Genomic DNA, 16,315 nt, shown 5'->3' with positions numbered 1-16,315 from the left:
CATGTGCTTGGAAGTGCCGGATTATAAGGGTTTTACGGCCGGATGCAGGGTTTCAGCTGTTGCATGGTCAACACTGTGGTTCGCCACTGTTGCCACGCGAACAGTGGGCATCGAGAGTGATGAGCTTATGCATTAATCGAATTTCAAAACCGAGAAATAACAGCGTTATGGTCTATGCAATTTCCCTCTGCAGGTCAGCCCATGAAGCTTTCTCGTTTCCTACGCAGTGCGCTACTCACAGCGCTCTTCACTTCGCCGCTTTCCTACGCAGCCGAGCCATTGGTCCTGCATGTGGGCGATCAGAACTACTACAATATCCGTGCTTCGGTGGAAGCGTCCGGCGTGCTGAAAGACGCGCCTTATACCGTTGACTGGAAACACTTCCAGGCCGCAGCACCCTTGGCGGAGGCCTTGCAGACTGGCTCGCTGGATCTGGGTTTTCTCGGTGATTCCGGCTTTTTGTTTCTGGCTGCCAAGCAGGCGCCGGTGAAACTGATCGGCGTCTCGCGGCAGAATCCGGAGACCATCGCGTTGCTGGTGCCGAAGGATTCGCCGGTGAAAACCATCGCCGACCTGAAAGGCAAGAAAGTCGCCTACTGGCCCGGTGCCTGGAGTCAGCAGTTGACCTTGCGTGCTCTGGAGCAGAGCGGTCTGCCGGACAACTACGTCGACTTCGTCAAGCTGATGCCGATCGATGCCGCCGCCGCGTTGCCTCAGGGCAGCATTGACGCCTTTCCGGTGTGGGAACCGTACATTTCCCAGCAGATCGTGTTCTCAGGCGCGCGACCAATCCTGACTGCAAAGAATCTGATGCCGGGGCTCAGCGCGATCGCGGCATCGACGCCGTCCATCGACAGCAAGCGTGCCGCCATTGCGGATTTTCTCGGTCGGTTGAAACTGGCTCGGGCCTGGGTCGACAGCCACACCGATGAGTACGCCGATCTGTGGGCAAAGAAAGCCAATCTCGACCAACAAGTGTCGCGGCACTGGTTGCGTCAGGCGCACATGACCGTCGGGCCAGTGGATCAGCAGGCTGCGATGGACCTGCAAAGCACCGCCGACTTCCTGTTCAAAGTGAAAGCGCTGCCGGCTCCGTTGGCCACGGCAGGGATTATCGACAGGTCTTTTCAGCAGGCATTGACGCACTGAGCGAGCGCCGGAACCAAACCCTGTGTACCTTATCCAACCTCCGCTCGTGTATCGGAGCGCAGGGATGGATAAGGGCGAGGGAGTTTTGCCAATCGACCACATGACGGCCGTCGCCGTGCTCAAGGCAAAACATGAACTCCGGATTCAAACTTCTCTGTGCCGCGCTTATTGCGCTTGGGCTGGCCGGTTGCATCGCCGCCCCGATTGAAATGACCGCGCAAACCGAAACACGGCTGAAGACCCAGGCGCCGGTGCGCTTTCTGTTGACCTTCGACGATGGCCCCAGCGCCTCGAGTTTGTGGAATCCGTCGGCCACGGTGCTCGACAGTCTCAAGGACAATCCGCTGATGCCGAATATCAAAGCGGTGTTCTTCGTGCAGACGCGTGCGCCACGAGCGGGCAACAGTGACATTGGCCGCAGCATCATGCGTCGTGAACATGAGGAGGGGCACATTCTCGCGTTTCACACCGCGACCCATTGGCACACCAATCATCGCTTGCTCAACCCGCAAGAACTCGAAGAGTCGCTGAGCAACGGCACGGCTGATATCGCCGCCATCACCGGCGCGCCACCGACACTGTTGCGGCCACCGTTCTGGAATTACGACAAACGCACCTTCGCCGCCTATCAGCAGCACGGTTTGCACGTTTTGCTGACGGACCTGAGCGCCAACGACGGCAAGATCTGGGGCTTCAATGCCAGCCCACGGCGCCGGGCCAACATGCTGCGGCAATTATCGGAGGTCCGCGAACGTATTGCCCTCGGTGAGTTGCCGACCGTGGACGGCGTCATTCCGGTGGTGGTGACCTTTCATGATCTCAACCGCTATACCGCGCGGCACACCCGCGAATACCTGCAGATTTTGCTGGATAGCGCTGCCGCCACGGGCGTGAGACTGGCGGACAAGCCTTTTTATGATGATCACGCTGAACTCGAGAAAGCCGCGCTGGCGCGCACCGTGGAAAAAAGCTCGGAAGCGGTGAGTTTGCCGGGGATGTGGAACTGGATCTGGGATCATGACGCGCACTGAGGAAGTTGTGACGCGCTTGGCATTTTTGTGTCGAGCAAGACACAAATTGCTCATCTATGCTCTACGGATTCATCGAACCATCGCCTGTGAGGCGTCCACCCATGCTTGTCATTGCCGATATTTGCCGCATCGTCGAGTCTGGCTTTCCGGCACGTAAATGTGACTGCACCCCATCAGTGCAGGGGCTCCTGCAGATCAAGGTTTATGACCCTGAAAGTGGACGGGTGGATTTATTGCTCAATGGCGTTTCCCCCGAGCATCTCGTCACCATCCGTGACATTTCCAACTTCATCGGTGAATTACGCACGGAAATGAGCGCTGGTCGTCGCGCATTCGCTGGCTAAGCCCTCATAACCGTCGCTGAAACGCTTGAACGATGCGCAGCGTCGCTTCGCTGGTGTTCAGATTGCCCACCGCGTCCAGCGGATGCCAGATGCAATCGACGATCTCGTTTTGCGGGCGCACCTGCTCAAAGTCCTGCACCGACGCTTCGTAAACATGATGCCGGGTGCTGCCGCTCTGCAGTTCCATCAGATACAAGACATCTTCGGCATCCAGGCCGGTTTCTTCCTGCAGTTCGCGCACGGCAGCCTGCGCCCGGGTTTCCCCTGGCTCGACCTTGCCGCCGGGCAATGTCCAGCGGCAGCGCGGTTTGCGCACCAGGAGAATGTGGCGATCCTGTTCGCATATAACGGTTGCACGTACTTTCATCTGTTACCTTTTTTGTCGCTTGTCACAAAATAGAAATAAAACTGCAATATTTGAGCCGGGCCTTGAGGCAAAGGTTTCATGGGGATTTTGAGGGCTGATTTCCGGGAAAAGTGCCGGATCCTTGACCGCCGGGCTGGCGACACCCGGTCGGCCATTCGCGTGGATGAGGGTGTAAGGTAAAAGCGTGAAGCTGGATCTGACCGTTAGCGAAAATGGAGGTGTCCATGAGCATGCCGATGTTGAACAAGATGCACATGAACGGCTATGACGTGCTTAGCGTGAACAATGGCCCATGGCGGGTTTGCACCCAAGGCGATCGGCTGGCGTCGTTTGGCAGCAGGGAAGAGGCGCTGGCCTACGCCGCTGCACTGCCCGGCTACAAAAAACGCTCGACGCGCACCCAAAGTCACAAAAGCCACTGACTGAACGGCTGCAATCAAAGAGCCCCGGCATGTGTCGGGGCTTTTGTTTGGGGGAAGGGATGCAGGTCTCAGTGGACCTTGGTTCGGCTGATGGCGCGGGCTTTCACTTCCTTGGCATACAGCTGCAGCCGTTCTTCATCGCTTTGCAGCACCTCGCAGGATCTCAGCACGGTTTGCGCATCCGCCTCGTTGCCGGATTTGCGCAGTTGTTCGGCGATACGTTTCAGGTCGACCGCCGACCATCGCAAGTCCGATGCGACGCTTTGCAGGTCGCGTTGAAGTTCGTGTTCGTATTCATTGAGCCGCATGATCACCTCCAGAACATTCTCGGTAGAAAAGAGTAGTCGCATTTTCAGGCGATGGACAAAGCGCATTCGTCAGTACGCCCAGCGGTTGTGAAAAGTTGTGCAGATTGCGCCAAGGGCGCGGTGCCACGATGGATGTAGAGCCGCTTACACGCTACATTCACTTTTTTCAGATCAGGAATACACCATGCGGATATGGATCGGGAGTCTGGCGTTGGCCATGTTGGCAGGTTGCTCGTTGCCGGCCTCGCTGGTGCCGGGTGAGCCGAATATCAGCAAGACCAGTACCAAGTCGCCCAAGGACTATGCTGCGTGTTTATTACCGTTGTGGCAGAAGGATGTGGCCAAGACTTCGCAGACGTCGATTTCCAACGGCTACCGTATCACCGCGCCAAGCATCATCACTGCTGACGAGATCCTCGACATCGTCAAGTACAAGGACGGCAGCCGGGTTTCGTTGTATCAGGGGCCGCCGTGGGCGAAGTCCGGTTCGTTGCGCCAATCGGTACGTGATTGCCTGTAAGCATTTCTTCAGAAGCAAAAAAGCAGAACCCGGTTAAACGGTTTCTGCTTTTTTTTCGAGGTTTTACCAGCCATTACGTCAGTCGGAAATGTCGGTGAGCGGGATGCTGCCGACGTTGCCCTTTTTCTCCCGCCGATCCTGCATCCAGTCTTCCACTTGCTGACCGAACTCTTTCGGTGCCTTGCGTCCGACCTTCCTTGCGATGTCGAGGATGGTCTGTTGGGCGAGGGCTTCTTCCATGCGTTTTTGCGCGGTCATCATCGCGCCGTGAATCGAGCAAGTGCCGTCGACGGCCCACTCTGGTGGATTGCCGTCAAACAACGCGCAGCGTCCGCGAATGTCGCGGCACTCGAAAATATTCTTGCGCCCGTCGATGGCGTTAACGATGTCGAGCAGGCTGATTTCATCGGCCGGCCGCGCCAGGCTGAATCCGCCGCGCACGCCTTCTGAAGCCACCACCAGTTTGCCCTTGGCCAGTTTGGTAAAAATTTTTGCCAGGTATTCCAAAGGCACGCCTTGCAATTCCGCGAGGTCACGCACGCTGGCCTCACGGGTATCGCCGTTGCTGGTGACCAGAAAAGCCAGGCAATGGATGCCGTATTCGACGCCTGCACTGTAGAGAGACATGAGTAAGTCCGACTTGATTTGTCGTAAATACTACCAGCCAGATCGTTCCCCGGCAATCCGCTCGGTTGAACAGAACGCCATGAATATCAGATGTTTTACCTGTAAATTCCAGAGATGACTTCGGCGTTACGTTGGATTTGATATCTATAAATCCGATTAAACCTATCGGATAATCTGACTTGTTGGTTTTATATCCGACCAATAGAGTCGGCGCTATTGAGTCGGGATGACCGGCTCACGACGAATTCGATTTCACCTCTTCCAATCGCTGGGCGTTTTCTGGAGAAACACAATGAAGCAGCAGATTCTGATTGTCGGCGCCGGGTTTGGCGGCATGTGGTCGGCGTTGAGCGCTACGCGTCTGGTCGACCTGCACAATCGCAACGACGTCGAAATCAGCGTACTCGCACCGCAAGCCGAGTTGCGCGTGCGTCCACGTTTCTATGAACCCAATGCGCATCAACTGGCCGCACCGCTGCATGAACTGTTCGAAGCAGTCGGCGTTCACTTCATCAAGGGCGCAGCGGAAACCATCGACGTGGCGAACAAAACCGTCGGTTACTCCGATGCTGCGGGCGGCAAGCAAGTGTTCCACTACGACAAACTCGTTCTGGCCAGCGGCAGCGGTCTGGCACAGTCGGCCACGCCAGGTGTCGCTCAATACGCCTTTGACGTTGACCAGATCGAAGCGGCGATTCGTCTGGAGGCCCATCTGAAAGCCCTGAAAAACCAGCCTGACAGCAAGTCACGCAACACGGTTGTCGTAGCTGGCGGTGGTTTCACCGGGATTGAAACGGCCACCGAGATGCCGGGGCGTCTGCGCGAGATTCTTGGTGAGCGGGCAGATATCAAGGTGATCATCGTTGATCGCGGCGCGAAGATCGGCGCGTCGATGGGCGAAGAGATCAGCCAATCGATCCTCGAAGCCAGCGAAGCGTTGGGCGTTGAATGGCGTTTGGCTGTGTCGGTACAGTCGGTGGATGCCAACGGCGTGACGCTTTCGGATGGCCAGCACATCGAAGCGAAAACCGTGGTCTGGACCACCGGTGTACGCGCCAGTTCGCTGACCGAGCAGATTCCCGCTGAACGCGATAAGCAAGGTCGCCTGCACGTCGACGCACACCTGAAAGTCATCGGTCAGGACGACATCTTCGCCACCGGCGATGTCGCCTACGCCGCCACCGACGATATCGGCAACTATGCACTGATGACCTGCCAGCACGCGATCTCGTTGGGCCGGCACGCCGGTAACAACGTCGCTGCGCAGATTCTTGGTGTCGACCCGACGCCGTACAGCCAGCCGAAATACGTCACTTGCCTCGACCTCGGCGCTTGGGGCGCGGTGTACACCGAAGGCTGGGATCGTCAGGTGAAGCTGGTCAAGCAGGAAGGCAAAACCCTGAAGACGCAGATCAACACCCAGTGGATCTACCCACCGGCGGCTGATCGCGTTAGCGCGCTGGCGGCGGCAGATCCGCTGATTCCTGTAGTCGCGTAACAAACGCCGCCGCCATCGATCCCGCTCCCTGAGCGGGATTTTTTTGCACTCGCGAAAGGGCTATGACTAAAACTCATTGCCCCATGATTTTTAATGGTTACGGCCGGCTCCAGCCCCGGTGTTAAAAAATCGCAAACACAGCTCATCAATAACAACCAGAGAGCGTTTGCAGCCATGTCCCGTTTCTTCCGCCGTCTCTCCCCACGCCCGTTATTGACCACGCTCGCCGTTCGGCCTGCGTGAGCTATCGAACATCCCTCGTATCGCACAAGAGTAATGACTGATGAAAGAACTCGACCTGTACATCGGTGAAGGTTTCGAAGGCCCGGGCGTCAACGCCGCACACATCAATATTCTGATCGGCCCGCGCAATGGTCCGGCGGGGCAGGCGTTCGCCAACAGCCTCGCATCGCCTAGCCAGGGCCACTGCCCGTTCATGGTGATTGCGCAACCGAACATCCCGGTCAAGCCGATGACCCTGTACGTCAACAAAGCCGCGATCAGCAGCGACCTGCACGGCAACGCCACGTGGGGTGCCTCGCAAGCCGGGATCGCCAAAGCCGTGCTCGAAGCGCTGCTCGACGGCACGCTGCCGCCGGAAGCCGAAGACGAGTGGGCGATCGTCACCGCCAACTGGGTCAACCCGGCTTGCGACGACCTCGACGCGGTGTATCTGAACAACTACAACGCCTGCCGCACGGCGATCCGCGCGGCCCTGACCGGCAAGCCGGAAACTGCGCAATTGAAAGATGTCGTTGCGCACATCAGCAACCCTTTCTATACGCCAAAAGCCTGAGGTCGACGCCATGCAATACATCCGTTTGGGCAACTCCGGCCTGCAGGTTTCGCGTCTGTGCCTGGGCACGATGAACATGGGCACGCCGGACTGGAAACCGTGGATCTTCAACGAAAAACAGAGCGAGCCGATCGTCGCCCACGCCTTGGATAACGGCGTGAATTTCATCGACCTCGCCGACTTCTATTCCGCCGGTGTCGGTGAAGAAGTGGTCGGGCGCATCGTCAAGCGTCTGGCCCGCCGCGAAGACCTGGTGATCACCACCAAGGTCGGTTACGGCACCCGCAGCGGCATCAATGCCAGCGGCCATTCGCGCAAGCACATCATGGACAGCATCGACGCTTCGCTGAAGCGTCTGGACATGGATTACGTCGATGTGTTCATGCTGCATTACTTCGATGTGAACACCCCGGTCGAAGAAACCATGGGCGCGCTGAACGACATCGTGCGCTCGGGCAAGGCACGTTACATCGGCGTGTCGACCATGCTCACCGGGCAACTGGCGAAAATCCTCATGGCCTGCGAGCGCAACGGCTGGGTCAAGCCGATCAACATGCAGCTGCAACTGAACTGCGCTTACCGCGAAGAAGAGCGCGAGATGATTCCGTTCTGCCGCGATCAGGGGATTGGCGTTTCGGTGTTCAGTCCCTTGGCGCGCGGTCTGTTGACTGGCGACGTGCAGTCGACCCGTAACCAGACCGACTTCTTCACTCAGCAGATGTACAGCGACGAAGCCTCGTTCGAAATTGCCCACTCGGTGCAGCGCGTAGCCCGCGCTCGCGGTGTATCGAATGCGCAGATCGCCCAGGCGTGGGTGGCCAATCATCCGGGTGTTGATTGCATGCTGGTCGGTGCGGATACCACCGCGCAATTCGACAGCGCATTGGCTGCACTCGAGACCCGACTTGATGCTGATGAGCTGTATGAACTGGAGCGCAATTACACCCCCTGCGATGTGATCAACGACTACACCGCCGGTAAACGCATCCTGCGCTCGGCGCGTCCGGGGCTGGAGCGGTTCACTCTGCAGGGAGCGGTGGCATGAGCGATTTGATCCGACACGGCAACTTCATTGATGGCCAGTGGGGGCAGGGCGGTGCGACCTATCCGGTGCGCAACCCGGCCAACGGCGAGCTGATCACTGAGGTGCAGAAGGCTGGCGCCGAAGAGACCAACCTGGCCATCGACGCCGCCCACCGCGCACTGCCGGCGTGGCGCAAATTGACCGCGAAGGAACGCAGTCAACGCCTCAAGCGCTGGAGCGAGTTGATGCTCGCCAGCCAGAAAGATCTGGCCACGTTGCTCAGCCGCGAACAAGGCAAGCCGCTGGCCGAGGCCATGGGCGAAGTGGTTTACGCAGCGAGTTTTCTCGAGTGGTTTGGCGAAGAAGCCAAGCGTGCCTACGGTGATGTGATCCCGAGTCACAAGGCCGATGCGCGGATCATTGTGGTCAAGGAAGCCATCGGCGTGGTCGCGGCGATCACCCCGTGGAACTTCCCGCTGGCGATGGTCACCCGCAAAGTCGGCCCGGCGCTGGCGGCGGGTTGCACGATGATTCTCAAGCCTTCGGAAGAGACGCCGTTGTCGGCGTTTGCCTTGGCCGTATTGGCCGAGCAGGCGGGGATTCCGGCCGGCGTATTCAACATCGTGTCCGGCGATGCGATCGCTATCGGCGGCGCGCTGCAGGCGTCCAGTGTTGTGCGCAAACTGTCGTTCACCGGCTCAACCCGCACCGGCAAACTGCTCATGCGCCAGGCCGCCGACACCTTGAAAAAGGTCTCGCTGGAACTGGGTGGCAACGCGCCGTTCATTGTCTTCGACGATGCCGATCTGGATGCTGCGGTCAAAGGCGCAATGGCCTCGAAGTTCCGCAACACCGGGCAGACCTGCGTCTGTGTGAATCGCTTCTTTATTCAGGACGGCGTTTACGAGGCCTTCACCGGCAAGCTCGCCGAAGCGGTGGCGGCGATGCGCGTCGGCCATGCGCTGGACGGTGAAACCGAACAAGGGCCGCTGATCAACAGTGCGGCGCTGGCCAAGGTCGAAAGCCATGTCAGCGATGCTCTAGAGAAAGGTGCGACGCTGTTGTGCGGCGGTCGTCGTCACGCCTTGGGCGGCACGTTCTATGAGCCGACCATCCTTACCGAAGTCAACGGCGACATGCTGATTGCCCAGGACGAAACGTTCGGCCCGGTGGCGGCTTGCTTCCGTTTCCAGGACGAGGCCGAAGTGCTGGCGCGGGCCAATGACACGCCATTCGGTTTGTCGGCGTACTTCTACAGCCGCGACATCGGCCGGGTCTGGCGCATGGCCGAAGGGCTGGAGGCGGGCATGGTCGGGATCAACGAAGGGATCATCTCCACCGAGGTGGCACCGTTCGGCGGGATCAAGGAATCGGGCCTCGGCCGCGAAGGTTCGAAGTACGGGCTGGATGACTATCTGGAGATCAAATATCTGTTGATGGGTGGCCTCTGACCCTCAGCGAAGATCCCCTTTGTGGGAGCGGGCTTGCTCGCGAATGAGGTGTATCAGTCAACGCTTATATGAACTGACACTCAGCCTTCGCGAGCAGGCTCGCTCCCACATACAACCAAGCAAGAGCAATCGGTTTCTCCGTCAATAACAACAATTGGAGACGAACATGTCCGCTCAACCCATAAAAATCGACGACCTGCCGATCGGCCGGTTCCACATCAAGATCGCCGGTCTGACCTTCGGCGCGCACTTCACCGACGGCTACATTCTCGGCCTGATCGGCATCGCCTTCACCTTGCTCAGCCCGCAAATGCAACTGGACGCGTTCTGGCAAGGCTTGATCGGCGCGTCGGCATTGATCGGGCTGTTTCTCGGCAGTCTGTTTTTCGGCTGGATCTCGGACAAGGTCGGCCGGCAGAAAATCTTTCTGGTCAGTTTTGTGCTGATCACCGTGGCCTCGGTGATGCAGTTTTATGTCGAAACAGCGATGAGTCTGTTTCTTTGCCGAGTGCTTATCGGCATCGGCTTGGGCGGTGATTTCAGCGTCGGTCACGCGATGCTGGCCGAGTTCTCGCCGAAGAAACATCGCGGCGTTTTGCTGGGTTCGTTCAGCGTGATCTGGACCTTTGGTTATGTTGCCGCGACCTTCGTTGGCACCGCAATGCTCAGCCTTGGCGATGACGCCTGGCGCTGGATGCTGGCATCGTCGGCAATCCCGGCAGCGTTGATTCTGATCGCGCGCATCGGCACGCCGGAATCGCCACGCTGGCTGGTCAATCAGGGGCGCATCGCCGAGGCGCGGGCGATCGTCAAAAAGCATCTGGGTGACAACGTTGAACTCGACGAAACCCGCTCCACGGAAACCCGATCGGGTTATGCGGTGCTGTTCAGCCGTGAATATCGCAAGCGCACGGCGTTCAACTGCCTGTTTTTCGTGTGCATCGTGATGCCGTACTTCGCCATCTATACGTTTCTGCCGTCGATCCTGCAGAAGATGGGCCTGGCCGAAGGCTTCGGCACTGAGTTGATGTTGAACATGTTGCTGATCCTCGGCGCGCTGATCGGCATCTGGTGCACGATCAAATTCACCCGGCGCGGCTTTCTCATCAACTCGTTCATCATTCTCGCAGTGGCGCTGTTTCTGCTGGCGGTGCTGCCGGGCAGCGCGGCGTGGCTGATGGTGCTGGTGTTTGGCCTGTTCACCTTGGTGTTGTCGGCGGTGAGCAATCTGGTCGGGGTGTTTCCGGCCGAGAGCTTTCCGACTGAGGTTCGCGCCAGTGGTATCGGGCTGGCAACGGCGGTGAGTCGCTTGGGTTCGGCCGTCAGTACGTTTCTGTTGCCGGTGAGTGTGGCCGGGATCGGCTTGAGTCCGACCATGGGCATTCTCGCGGCGATTCTGGCGATTGGCGCATGGCTGTCGTGGGCGTGGGCGCCGGAGACCAAGTCGCTGACGTTGAGCCAGGCGTGCAAGGCGCAGAGCCTGGTGGAAGGGAGTTCGATTGTCGTGAGTAAAGTCGCCACGCCGATTTGATGTGCAAGGCTTAAAACCTCCCCCTCACCCCAGCCCTCCCGAAACGTCGGACCGCCCCCAAGGGGCGAGGGGGAAAGGGGGGCGATCTATGTAGTACTCAAAATCTACGTTCGACTCGGTATCTCAGGTCGGCGTAGTTCGAATAATCACCTCGGTCAGTTCCCTCTCCCTCCGGGAGAGGGCTAGGGTGAGGGCAATTCAGGGATTGCTCACCAGACTCAGCCAGTCAGTAAACAGCTTCACCTTCGACAATCCCTGCTTGTCATTCGCCACATCCAGCCAATAGCCATACGGCCCGATCACTTCAATCGGAGTGATCGGCACAAGGCTGCCGTTGGCCAGTTCCTTCTCGATCATCTGCCGATCAATCACCGCCAGTCCGCCACCGGCCAGCGCGGTGTGGATCACCTGATCGAGCGTGCTGAATTCCAGCCCCTGTCCCGCATCGATATCTTCACGACCCATCGCCGCCAGCCAGTTTTCCCAGACCTTCAGACGCTTGCCGTCATGCAGGATGTGCAGCAATGGAAACTCGCGCAGATCCGGCGCTTGATCGCCATTGAACAGCTCTGGACTGGCCACGGCGATGTGCCGTTCCATCACCAGCAATTGACTGGTGCACTGGGTGGACGCCGCGAGACCGAAACGGATGTGACAGTCGATTTCCGCGAGGCTGTCGTGGCTGGCCTGATTGGTCACGCTGAGGCTGATGTCCGGGTAGCGCTGGCAGAACGCGCGCAGATGCGGCGATAGCCAGCGCGTCGCCCAGGTGGGCGGAGCGAGTACGCGCAGACGTTGGCGCAGGTTGGGCACGCGTACGGCTTGCAGGGCGCGTTCCATGTGGTCGAACGCTTCGGCCAGATGCGGTTTAAGGTTGCTGCCGGCTTCGGTCAGCGACAGGCCTTGCGGGGTGCGCACGAACAGCGCGACGCCGAGGTAGTCTTCGAGCTGTTTGATCTGACGACTGACTGCGCCCTGGGTGACGTTCAGGCCGAGTGCGGCCTGGCTGAAACTGCGATGACGCGCGACTTCTTCGAACACGCGCAGGGTGTTGAGGGAGGGCAGTTGACGCATGGAGGCAGAACCCCGGATCGAGCGTTTGGCTCGGTTTGTTTTTGTAGGTTTTGTTTGTAGGGGGTATCTGACTATTGGTGAGGGTTTGATGCAAGTGGAGTTTGTGCGGGCGCCTTCGCGAGCAGGCTCGCTCCCACTTTGAAATACATTCCAAGTGTAGGAGTGAGCCTGCTCGCGATAGCTATTTCATGAATTCGAACAATCTGGATCAGAAGTAGTAACCAACGTTCACATACACCTGGTTCTCCCACTGATCCAGCCCACCCGCTCCCAGGCTTTGAGTGTAACTGCTGCCGCCAATGTACGGATCATTCCGGCCAAACAACCACTCGGCCGCGACCCACAGTTTGCTGACCGAAAACGAGCTGCCGAGGATCATCCGCTCTGATGTCTTGTAGCCGCTGGCGGATTTGTCGAAGGCGCTGTAGTTGGCGTAAAGCTTGACCCCGCTGACCTGATCGAAGAGGTATTTGCCCGCCACGTCATAGCTCAAGTCCGCGACGTACAGATTGCCGCGACTGGCGACATTGTAAGTACCGTCATACCCGCCCAACGTCACCACTTCATCACTGCCCGGATTGCGCGGCGACATCTGCTGCCGCGCCGCTTGCAGTTGCACGCCCCACGGGCCGTTCTTGCCCAGATAGTGAATGGCCACGGCGTTGCGCCGACCATCGTTGTTGGTGTCGCGATTTTGCAGGCTTGAGGTCAGGCCGGAGATGCCGACTTCGGACTTCCACGGGCCCAGATCAAGTGCCTTGGCGACGCGCAGCACCACGGTGTTGCGTTCCTGATTGTCGCTGCCGTCGGCCACGTAACTGTCGGCTTCGGAGACAATGCTGGAATAGCTCACGCCATTGCTGGTGCCTTTGCCTTGCCATGCCGGGCGCAGGTAGTAGCCGGCCTGGAGGTTCCAGTCGCCGCTTTGCTGGATGTACTTGGCGCCGACTTGCTGCACGTCTTCAAGGCCAATGACGTTGCCGAGGGTTTCGTAAAAAGTACTGCCGAAGTACGGCTGCAAACCGAACGGCACGGTGTTCAGGCCGACTTGTACTTGCTGATCGGGATTGAACTTGTAGCCGGCCCAGGCGAACTTGGCGAACTGGATATCGCCGTAGTTTTTCGTGTACTGGTAGGGATACGAGCGACCGTAAAAGCGGTACTGCGCCTCACCGATCCAGCTGTCGGAATTGTACTTGGCGCTGAGGAATACCGTGTCGAGGCCGAACTTCTGAATGTCGCGATCCGGGTCGAGATCCCAGCGCGCACGAATGGCGCCGCCCAGATCAAGGTTGTCGGTGACCTGCACGGCCATCGCCGGGGCGGCAATGCTGCAGAACAGAGCAAGGGAAGTGCTGCGCAAGCGCAAGGAAGCAGAGAAGGGCATGGAGCGGCTCTCGATTGTTTTTATTAGAGATGCCGCGCAGTTTTGCCATCCGGTGTGTGTTGAACAAACGATAAAAACGGTAAGCAAACCTGCATCGAATGCATGTTACTCGCAAATTCCTGTAGGACAGTCCGGCACACTCATGGGATGCTTTGCGCCTTGTCAGTGGTTTTCGAGTGCCTTGATATGAAACGCAAAATGCCCGGCCTGAACGCGCTCAAGGCGTTCGAAGTGGCCGGCAGCACCGGCAGTTTTACCCGCGCCGCCGAGTTGCTCAATGTCACCCAGAGTGCGGTCAGTCGTCAGGTGCGGCAATTGGAGGAACAGCTCGGCGAGAGCCTGCTGGAACGCCGTCACCATCATCTGGAACTGACCGCTGCCGGCAAGATTCTCCTGCGGGCGCTGCACCAGTCGTTCGACAAGATCGAGCTGACGGTGCGCAGCATTCAGCAGAAAACCCACGCCAACCGATTGCACATCAATGCACCGCCGACCTTTACCAGTCGCTGGTTGATGCCGCGTCTGGGTCGACTGCGCGAGCAACATCCCGAGCTGGAACTGAGCATCACCACGCGCTTGCAGGACAGTCTGGCGGAAACCAGCACGCTCGATTGTGCGATTCGATTTGGCAATGGCGAATGGGACGGTCTCGACAGTTCGCTACTGGTTCAAGAGCGCCACATCGCGGTGTGTGCGCCATCGTTGTATGCCCGCGAGAGTGGCGAGCAAGGCATCGACCTCAATCGCCTGACCTTGCTCCACGTTCTGGCCAGGGAAGATCAGCGCTACCTGACCTGGAATCACTGGCTCGACGCGGCGCGCATCACCGGCGTGGATACCCAGGGCGGCTACGAGTTCGATCTGCTCGATCTGGCGATTCGGGCGGCGACCGATGGTCTGGGTATCACCATTGCCGACTGGCATATGGTCGCTGCGGAACTGGCCAGCGGGCAGTTGACGCAAGTGCTGAATGTGTATGTGGAGGGACACCAGTCGTATTGGCTGGTGACCCGGCCGGAGCAGACCGAGATGCCGCAGTTGCAGGTTTTTGCTCAATGGCTGCAGGAGGAGATCTGGCTGGCGCAGCGCCAGTTAGAGCCTTCGACCGCTGCTATCTGAATCAGCCCGGATTCCCTTGTAGGAGTGAGCCTGCTCGCGATGGCGGTGTATCAGCGAAAAATAGGTGGCTGACACACCGCCATCGCGAGCAGGCTCACTCCTACAGGGGATTTGTGCCGATGCGGGGGTAACCTGCATTTTTCGAATGTTTAACCGCCCGATAAATCGTTTGTTCAACCCGCCATCGATGCCAAGACTGGCGGCATTGATAAAAACAAACGATGGGCGATGCACATGCGAATCGAGCGAAATTTTGTTAACGGCCAATTCATCGAGCCTGCCAGCGCGGCGCTGATCGCGGTCTACAACCCGGCTACCGAAGCGTTGCTCGGCCATGTCTCGGGTGCCACCGCCGAGGAAGCCAGCGCAGCGGTCGATGCGGCGGCAGCGGCGCAAAAGGTCTGGGGCAAACTCACCAGCATCGAGCGCGCCGAACATCTGCGAGCCTTTGCCGCAGCGTTGGAAGAGCGTGCCGAAGCCATCGGCAGCGCACTGGCCGCCGAGTCTGGCAAAAGCGTCAGCGATGCCAGCAACGAAGCCCGTTATGCCGCGCAGATCACTCGCTACCACGCCGAATGGGCGCGGCGCATCGAAGGCGAAATCATCCCCAGCGACAGCCCTGACGAAAACCTGTTTTTGCACCGCGAGCCGATCGGCGTCGTGGCCTGCCTGATCCCGTTCAACTACCCGGTTTACACGTTGCTGCGCAAAATCGCCCCGGCGCTGATTGCCGGCAACACCGTGGTGGTGCGCCCCAGCAACAACACACCGACCTCGGCATTCGAAATTGCCAAAGCGGTGCAGCAGTCGGGCATGCCGGCCGGTGTGATCAATATCCTGACCATGGATCACGCCACGGCGGCGGCCGTCTGCACCCATAAAGCCGTGGGCCTGATTACCTTGACCGGCAGCGTCAACGCCGGGCGCATCGTTCTCGATTATTGCAAGGCAAACATCGCCAAACCTTCGCTGGAACTGGGTGGCAAGACCCCGGCGATCATCGAAGCGGATGCCGACCTGGAAGCGGCCGCGACAGCAATCATCGCGTCGAAAACCACGCATTGCGGGCAGTTGTGCACAGCGGTCGAGCGCGTCTACGTGCAGGAAAGCGTCCACGACCGATTCCTCGCGCTGCTCAAGGCCAAAATCGCAAAAGTGAAATTCGGCGACCGCGCCACCGACGCCAGCCTGATGGGACCGCTGGTCAACGCCAGTTCGCAGCAGAACATCCACGCCATGGTCGAGCGCGCCATCGCTGACGGCGCCACGCTCGAAAGCGGTGGCGTGCTGCCGCAAGGCCCGGGGCATTTCTATCCGCCGACGCTGCTCAGCGGTTGCCGTCAGGACATGGAAATCGTCCAGGAGGAAATCTTCGGCCCGGTGCTGCCGGTGCTCAAGTACCGCGACATCGACGACGCGCTGGCCATGGCCAACGACCATCAGTTCGGCCTGTCGTCGGTGCTCTACACCGAGAACTACCGCACCGCGCAGAAAGTCGCCAACGCCATCGAGGCCGGCGAGTTGTACGTCAATCGCACCCCGGCTGACCCGTATCAGGGCTACCACGCCGGCTGGAAACGCTCCGGCCTGGGCGGCGATGACGGCAAGCACGGCATGCTCGAATTCACCCAGACCCGACTCGTGGTCATGAAGTACTGATCCACTGC

Annotated in this window: 17 protein-coding genes; 12 read left to right on the top strand and 5 right to left on the bottom strand. The window is 59.0% G+C overall.

The features are described from left to right. Positions 1–201 precede the first annotated feature (201 nt). The 3 genes from ACWR1S_RS05005 (at position 202) to ACWR1S_RS04995 (ending at position 2,524) form a co-directional block, all read left to right on the top strand. Positions 202–1,149 (top strand): ABC transporter substrate-binding protein, encoded by a 948-nt coding sequence (locus ACWR1S_RS05005; protein WP_454562648.1) that lies wholly within the window; start codon positions 202–204, stop codon positions 1,147–1,149. A 131-nt stretch (positions 1,150–1,280) separates the two neighbouring features. After that, positions 1,281–2,180 carry a polysaccharide deacetylase family protein gene (locus tag ACWR1S_RS05000; protein ID WP_454562647.1) on the top strand — a complete coding sequence of 300 codons (900 nt, stop codon included), beginning with the start codon at positions 1,281–1,283 and terminating at the stop codon, positions 2,178–2,180. Positions 2,181–2,281: 101 nt separating this feature from the next. Beyond that, entirely contained in the window at positions 2,282–2,524 is a 243-nt protein-coding gene (locus tag ACWR1S_RS04995; protein ID WP_454562646.1) for a DUF1652 domain-containing protein, read from the top strand. A 4-nt stretch (positions 2,525–2,528) separates the two neighbouring features. Here the strand turns inward: ACWR1S_RS04995 and ACWR1S_RS04990 are convergent, their stop codons facing one another. Continuing rightward, on the bottom strand, positions 2,529–2,891 hold the full coding sequence (locus ACWR1S_RS04990; RefSeq protein WP_454562645.1) for an NUDIX hydrolase: 363 nt from the start codon (positions 2,889–2,891) through the stop codon (positions 2,529–2,531). A gap of 224 nt (positions 2,892–3,115) precedes the next feature. Between ACWR1S_RS04990 and ACWR1S_RS04985 the strand changes: the two genes are divergently transcribed. Beyond that, the gene (locus tag ACWR1S_RS04985) at positions 3,116–3,313 is read left to right on the top strand and encodes a DUF2188 domain-containing protein (protein ID WP_242206282.1); all 198 of its coding nucleotides are present in this window, start codon (positions 3,116–3,118) and stop codon (positions 3,311–3,313) included. 68 nt (positions 3,314–3,381) lie between these two features. Here ACWR1S_RS04985 and ACWR1S_RS04980 read toward each other — a convergent pair whose 3' ends face one another. Then, positions 3,382–3,621: a hypothetical protein gene (locus tag ACWR1S_RS04980; RefSeq protein ID WP_008085812.1), complete on the bottom strand. Its 240-nt coding sequence runs from the start codon at positions 3,619–3,621 to the stop codon at positions 3,382–3,384. Positions 3,622–3,805: 184 nt separating this feature from the next. Here ACWR1S_RS04980 and ACWR1S_RS04975 point away from each other — a divergent pair, with 184 nt between their 5' ends. Then, entirely contained in the window at positions 3,806–4,141 is a 336-nt protein-coding gene (locus tag ACWR1S_RS04975) for a hypothetical protein (RefSeq protein WP_099758716.1), read from the top strand. Between the two features lie 78 nt (positions 4,142–4,219). On the opposite strand, the gene ACWR1S_RS04970 is transcribed toward ACWR1S_RS04975, so the two are convergent. Further along, positions 4,220–4,768 (bottom strand): RrF2 family transcriptional regulator, encoded by a 549-nt coding sequence (locus tag ACWR1S_RS04970; protein WP_242206278.1) that lies wholly within the window; start codon positions 4,766–4,768, stop codon positions 4,220–4,222. A 292-nt stretch (positions 4,769–5,060) separates the two neighbouring features. Between ACWR1S_RS04970 and ACWR1S_RS04965 the strand changes: the two genes are divergently transcribed. From ACWR1S_RS04965 to ACWR1S_RS04945, 5 genes are all read left to right on the top strand, one after another. Further along, a complete protein-coding gene (locus ACWR1S_RS04965; protein ID WP_454562644.1) occupies positions 5,061–6,266 on the top strand; it encodes an NAD(P)/FAD-dependent oxidoreductase in 1,206 nt (401 codons plus the stop codon). 283 nt (positions 6,267–6,549) lie between these two features. Then, positions 6,550–7,062 (top strand): formaldehyde-activating enzyme, encoded by a 513-nt coding sequence (fae, locus tag ACWR1S_RS04960; protein WP_093437400.1) that lies wholly within the window; start codon positions 6,550–6,552, stop codon positions 7,060–7,062. Positions 7,063–7,072: 10 nt separating this feature from the next. After that, positions 7,073–8,107, top strand: a complete 1,035-nt coding sequence (locus tag ACWR1S_RS04955) for an aldo/keto reductase (protein ID WP_454562643.1) — start codon at positions 7,073–7,075, stop codon at positions 8,105–8,107. Next, on the top strand, positions 8,104–9,537 hold the full coding sequence (locus ACWR1S_RS04950) for an NAD-dependent succinate-semialdehyde dehydrogenase (RefSeq protein WP_454562642.1): 1,434 nt from the start codon (positions 8,104–8,106) through the stop codon (positions 9,535–9,537). Before ACWR1S_RS04955 ends, ACWR1S_RS04950 begins: the two co-directional genes overlap by 4 nt. A 166-nt stretch (positions 9,538–9,703) precedes the next feature. Further along, positions 9,704–11,068: an MFS transporter gene (locus ACWR1S_RS04945; RefSeq protein ID WP_454562641.1), complete on the top strand. Its 1,365-nt coding sequence runs from the start codon at positions 9,704–9,706 to the stop codon at positions 11,066–11,068. Positions 11,069–11,266: 198 nt separating this feature from the next. Here the strand turns inward: ACWR1S_RS04945 and ACWR1S_RS04940 are convergent, their stop codons facing one another. Both ACWR1S_RS04940 and ACWR1S_RS04935 read right to left on the bottom strand, forming a co-directional pair. After that, entirely contained in the window at positions 11,267–12,142 is an 876-nt protein-coding gene (locus ACWR1S_RS04940; RefSeq protein WP_454562640.1) for a LysR substrate-binding domain-containing protein, read from the bottom strand. Positions 12,143–12,350: 208 nt separating this feature from the next. Beyond that, a complete protein-coding gene (locus tag ACWR1S_RS04935) occupies positions 12,351–13,529 on the bottom strand; it encodes a hypothetical protein (RefSeq protein WP_454562639.1) in 1,179 nt (392 codons plus the stop codon). Between the two features lie 186 nt (positions 13,530–13,715). On the opposite strand from ACWR1S_RS04935, the gene ACWR1S_RS04930 reads away from it, so the two are divergent. Both ACWR1S_RS04930 and aldA read left to right on the top strand, forming a co-directional pair. Continuing rightward, entirely contained in the window at positions 13,716–14,648 is a 933-nt protein-coding gene (locus tag ACWR1S_RS04930; RefSeq protein WP_454562638.1) for a LysR substrate-binding domain-containing protein, read from the top strand. 234 nt (positions 14,649–14,882) lie between these two features. Next, positions 14,883–16,307 carry an aldehyde dehydrogenase gene (aldA, locus tag ACWR1S_RS04925; RefSeq protein WP_454562748.1) on the top strand — a complete coding sequence of 475 codons (1,425 nt, stop codon included), beginning with the start codon at positions 14,883–14,885 and terminating at the stop codon, positions 16,305–16,307. Positions 16,308–16,315 lie beyond the last annotated feature (8 nt).

It is taken from the genome of Pseudomonas sp. AIG, from assembly GCF_977020205.1.
The sequence above is the reverse complement of the archived record's forward strand: the minus strand, read 5'-3'. Positions and strand labels throughout refer to the sequence as shown.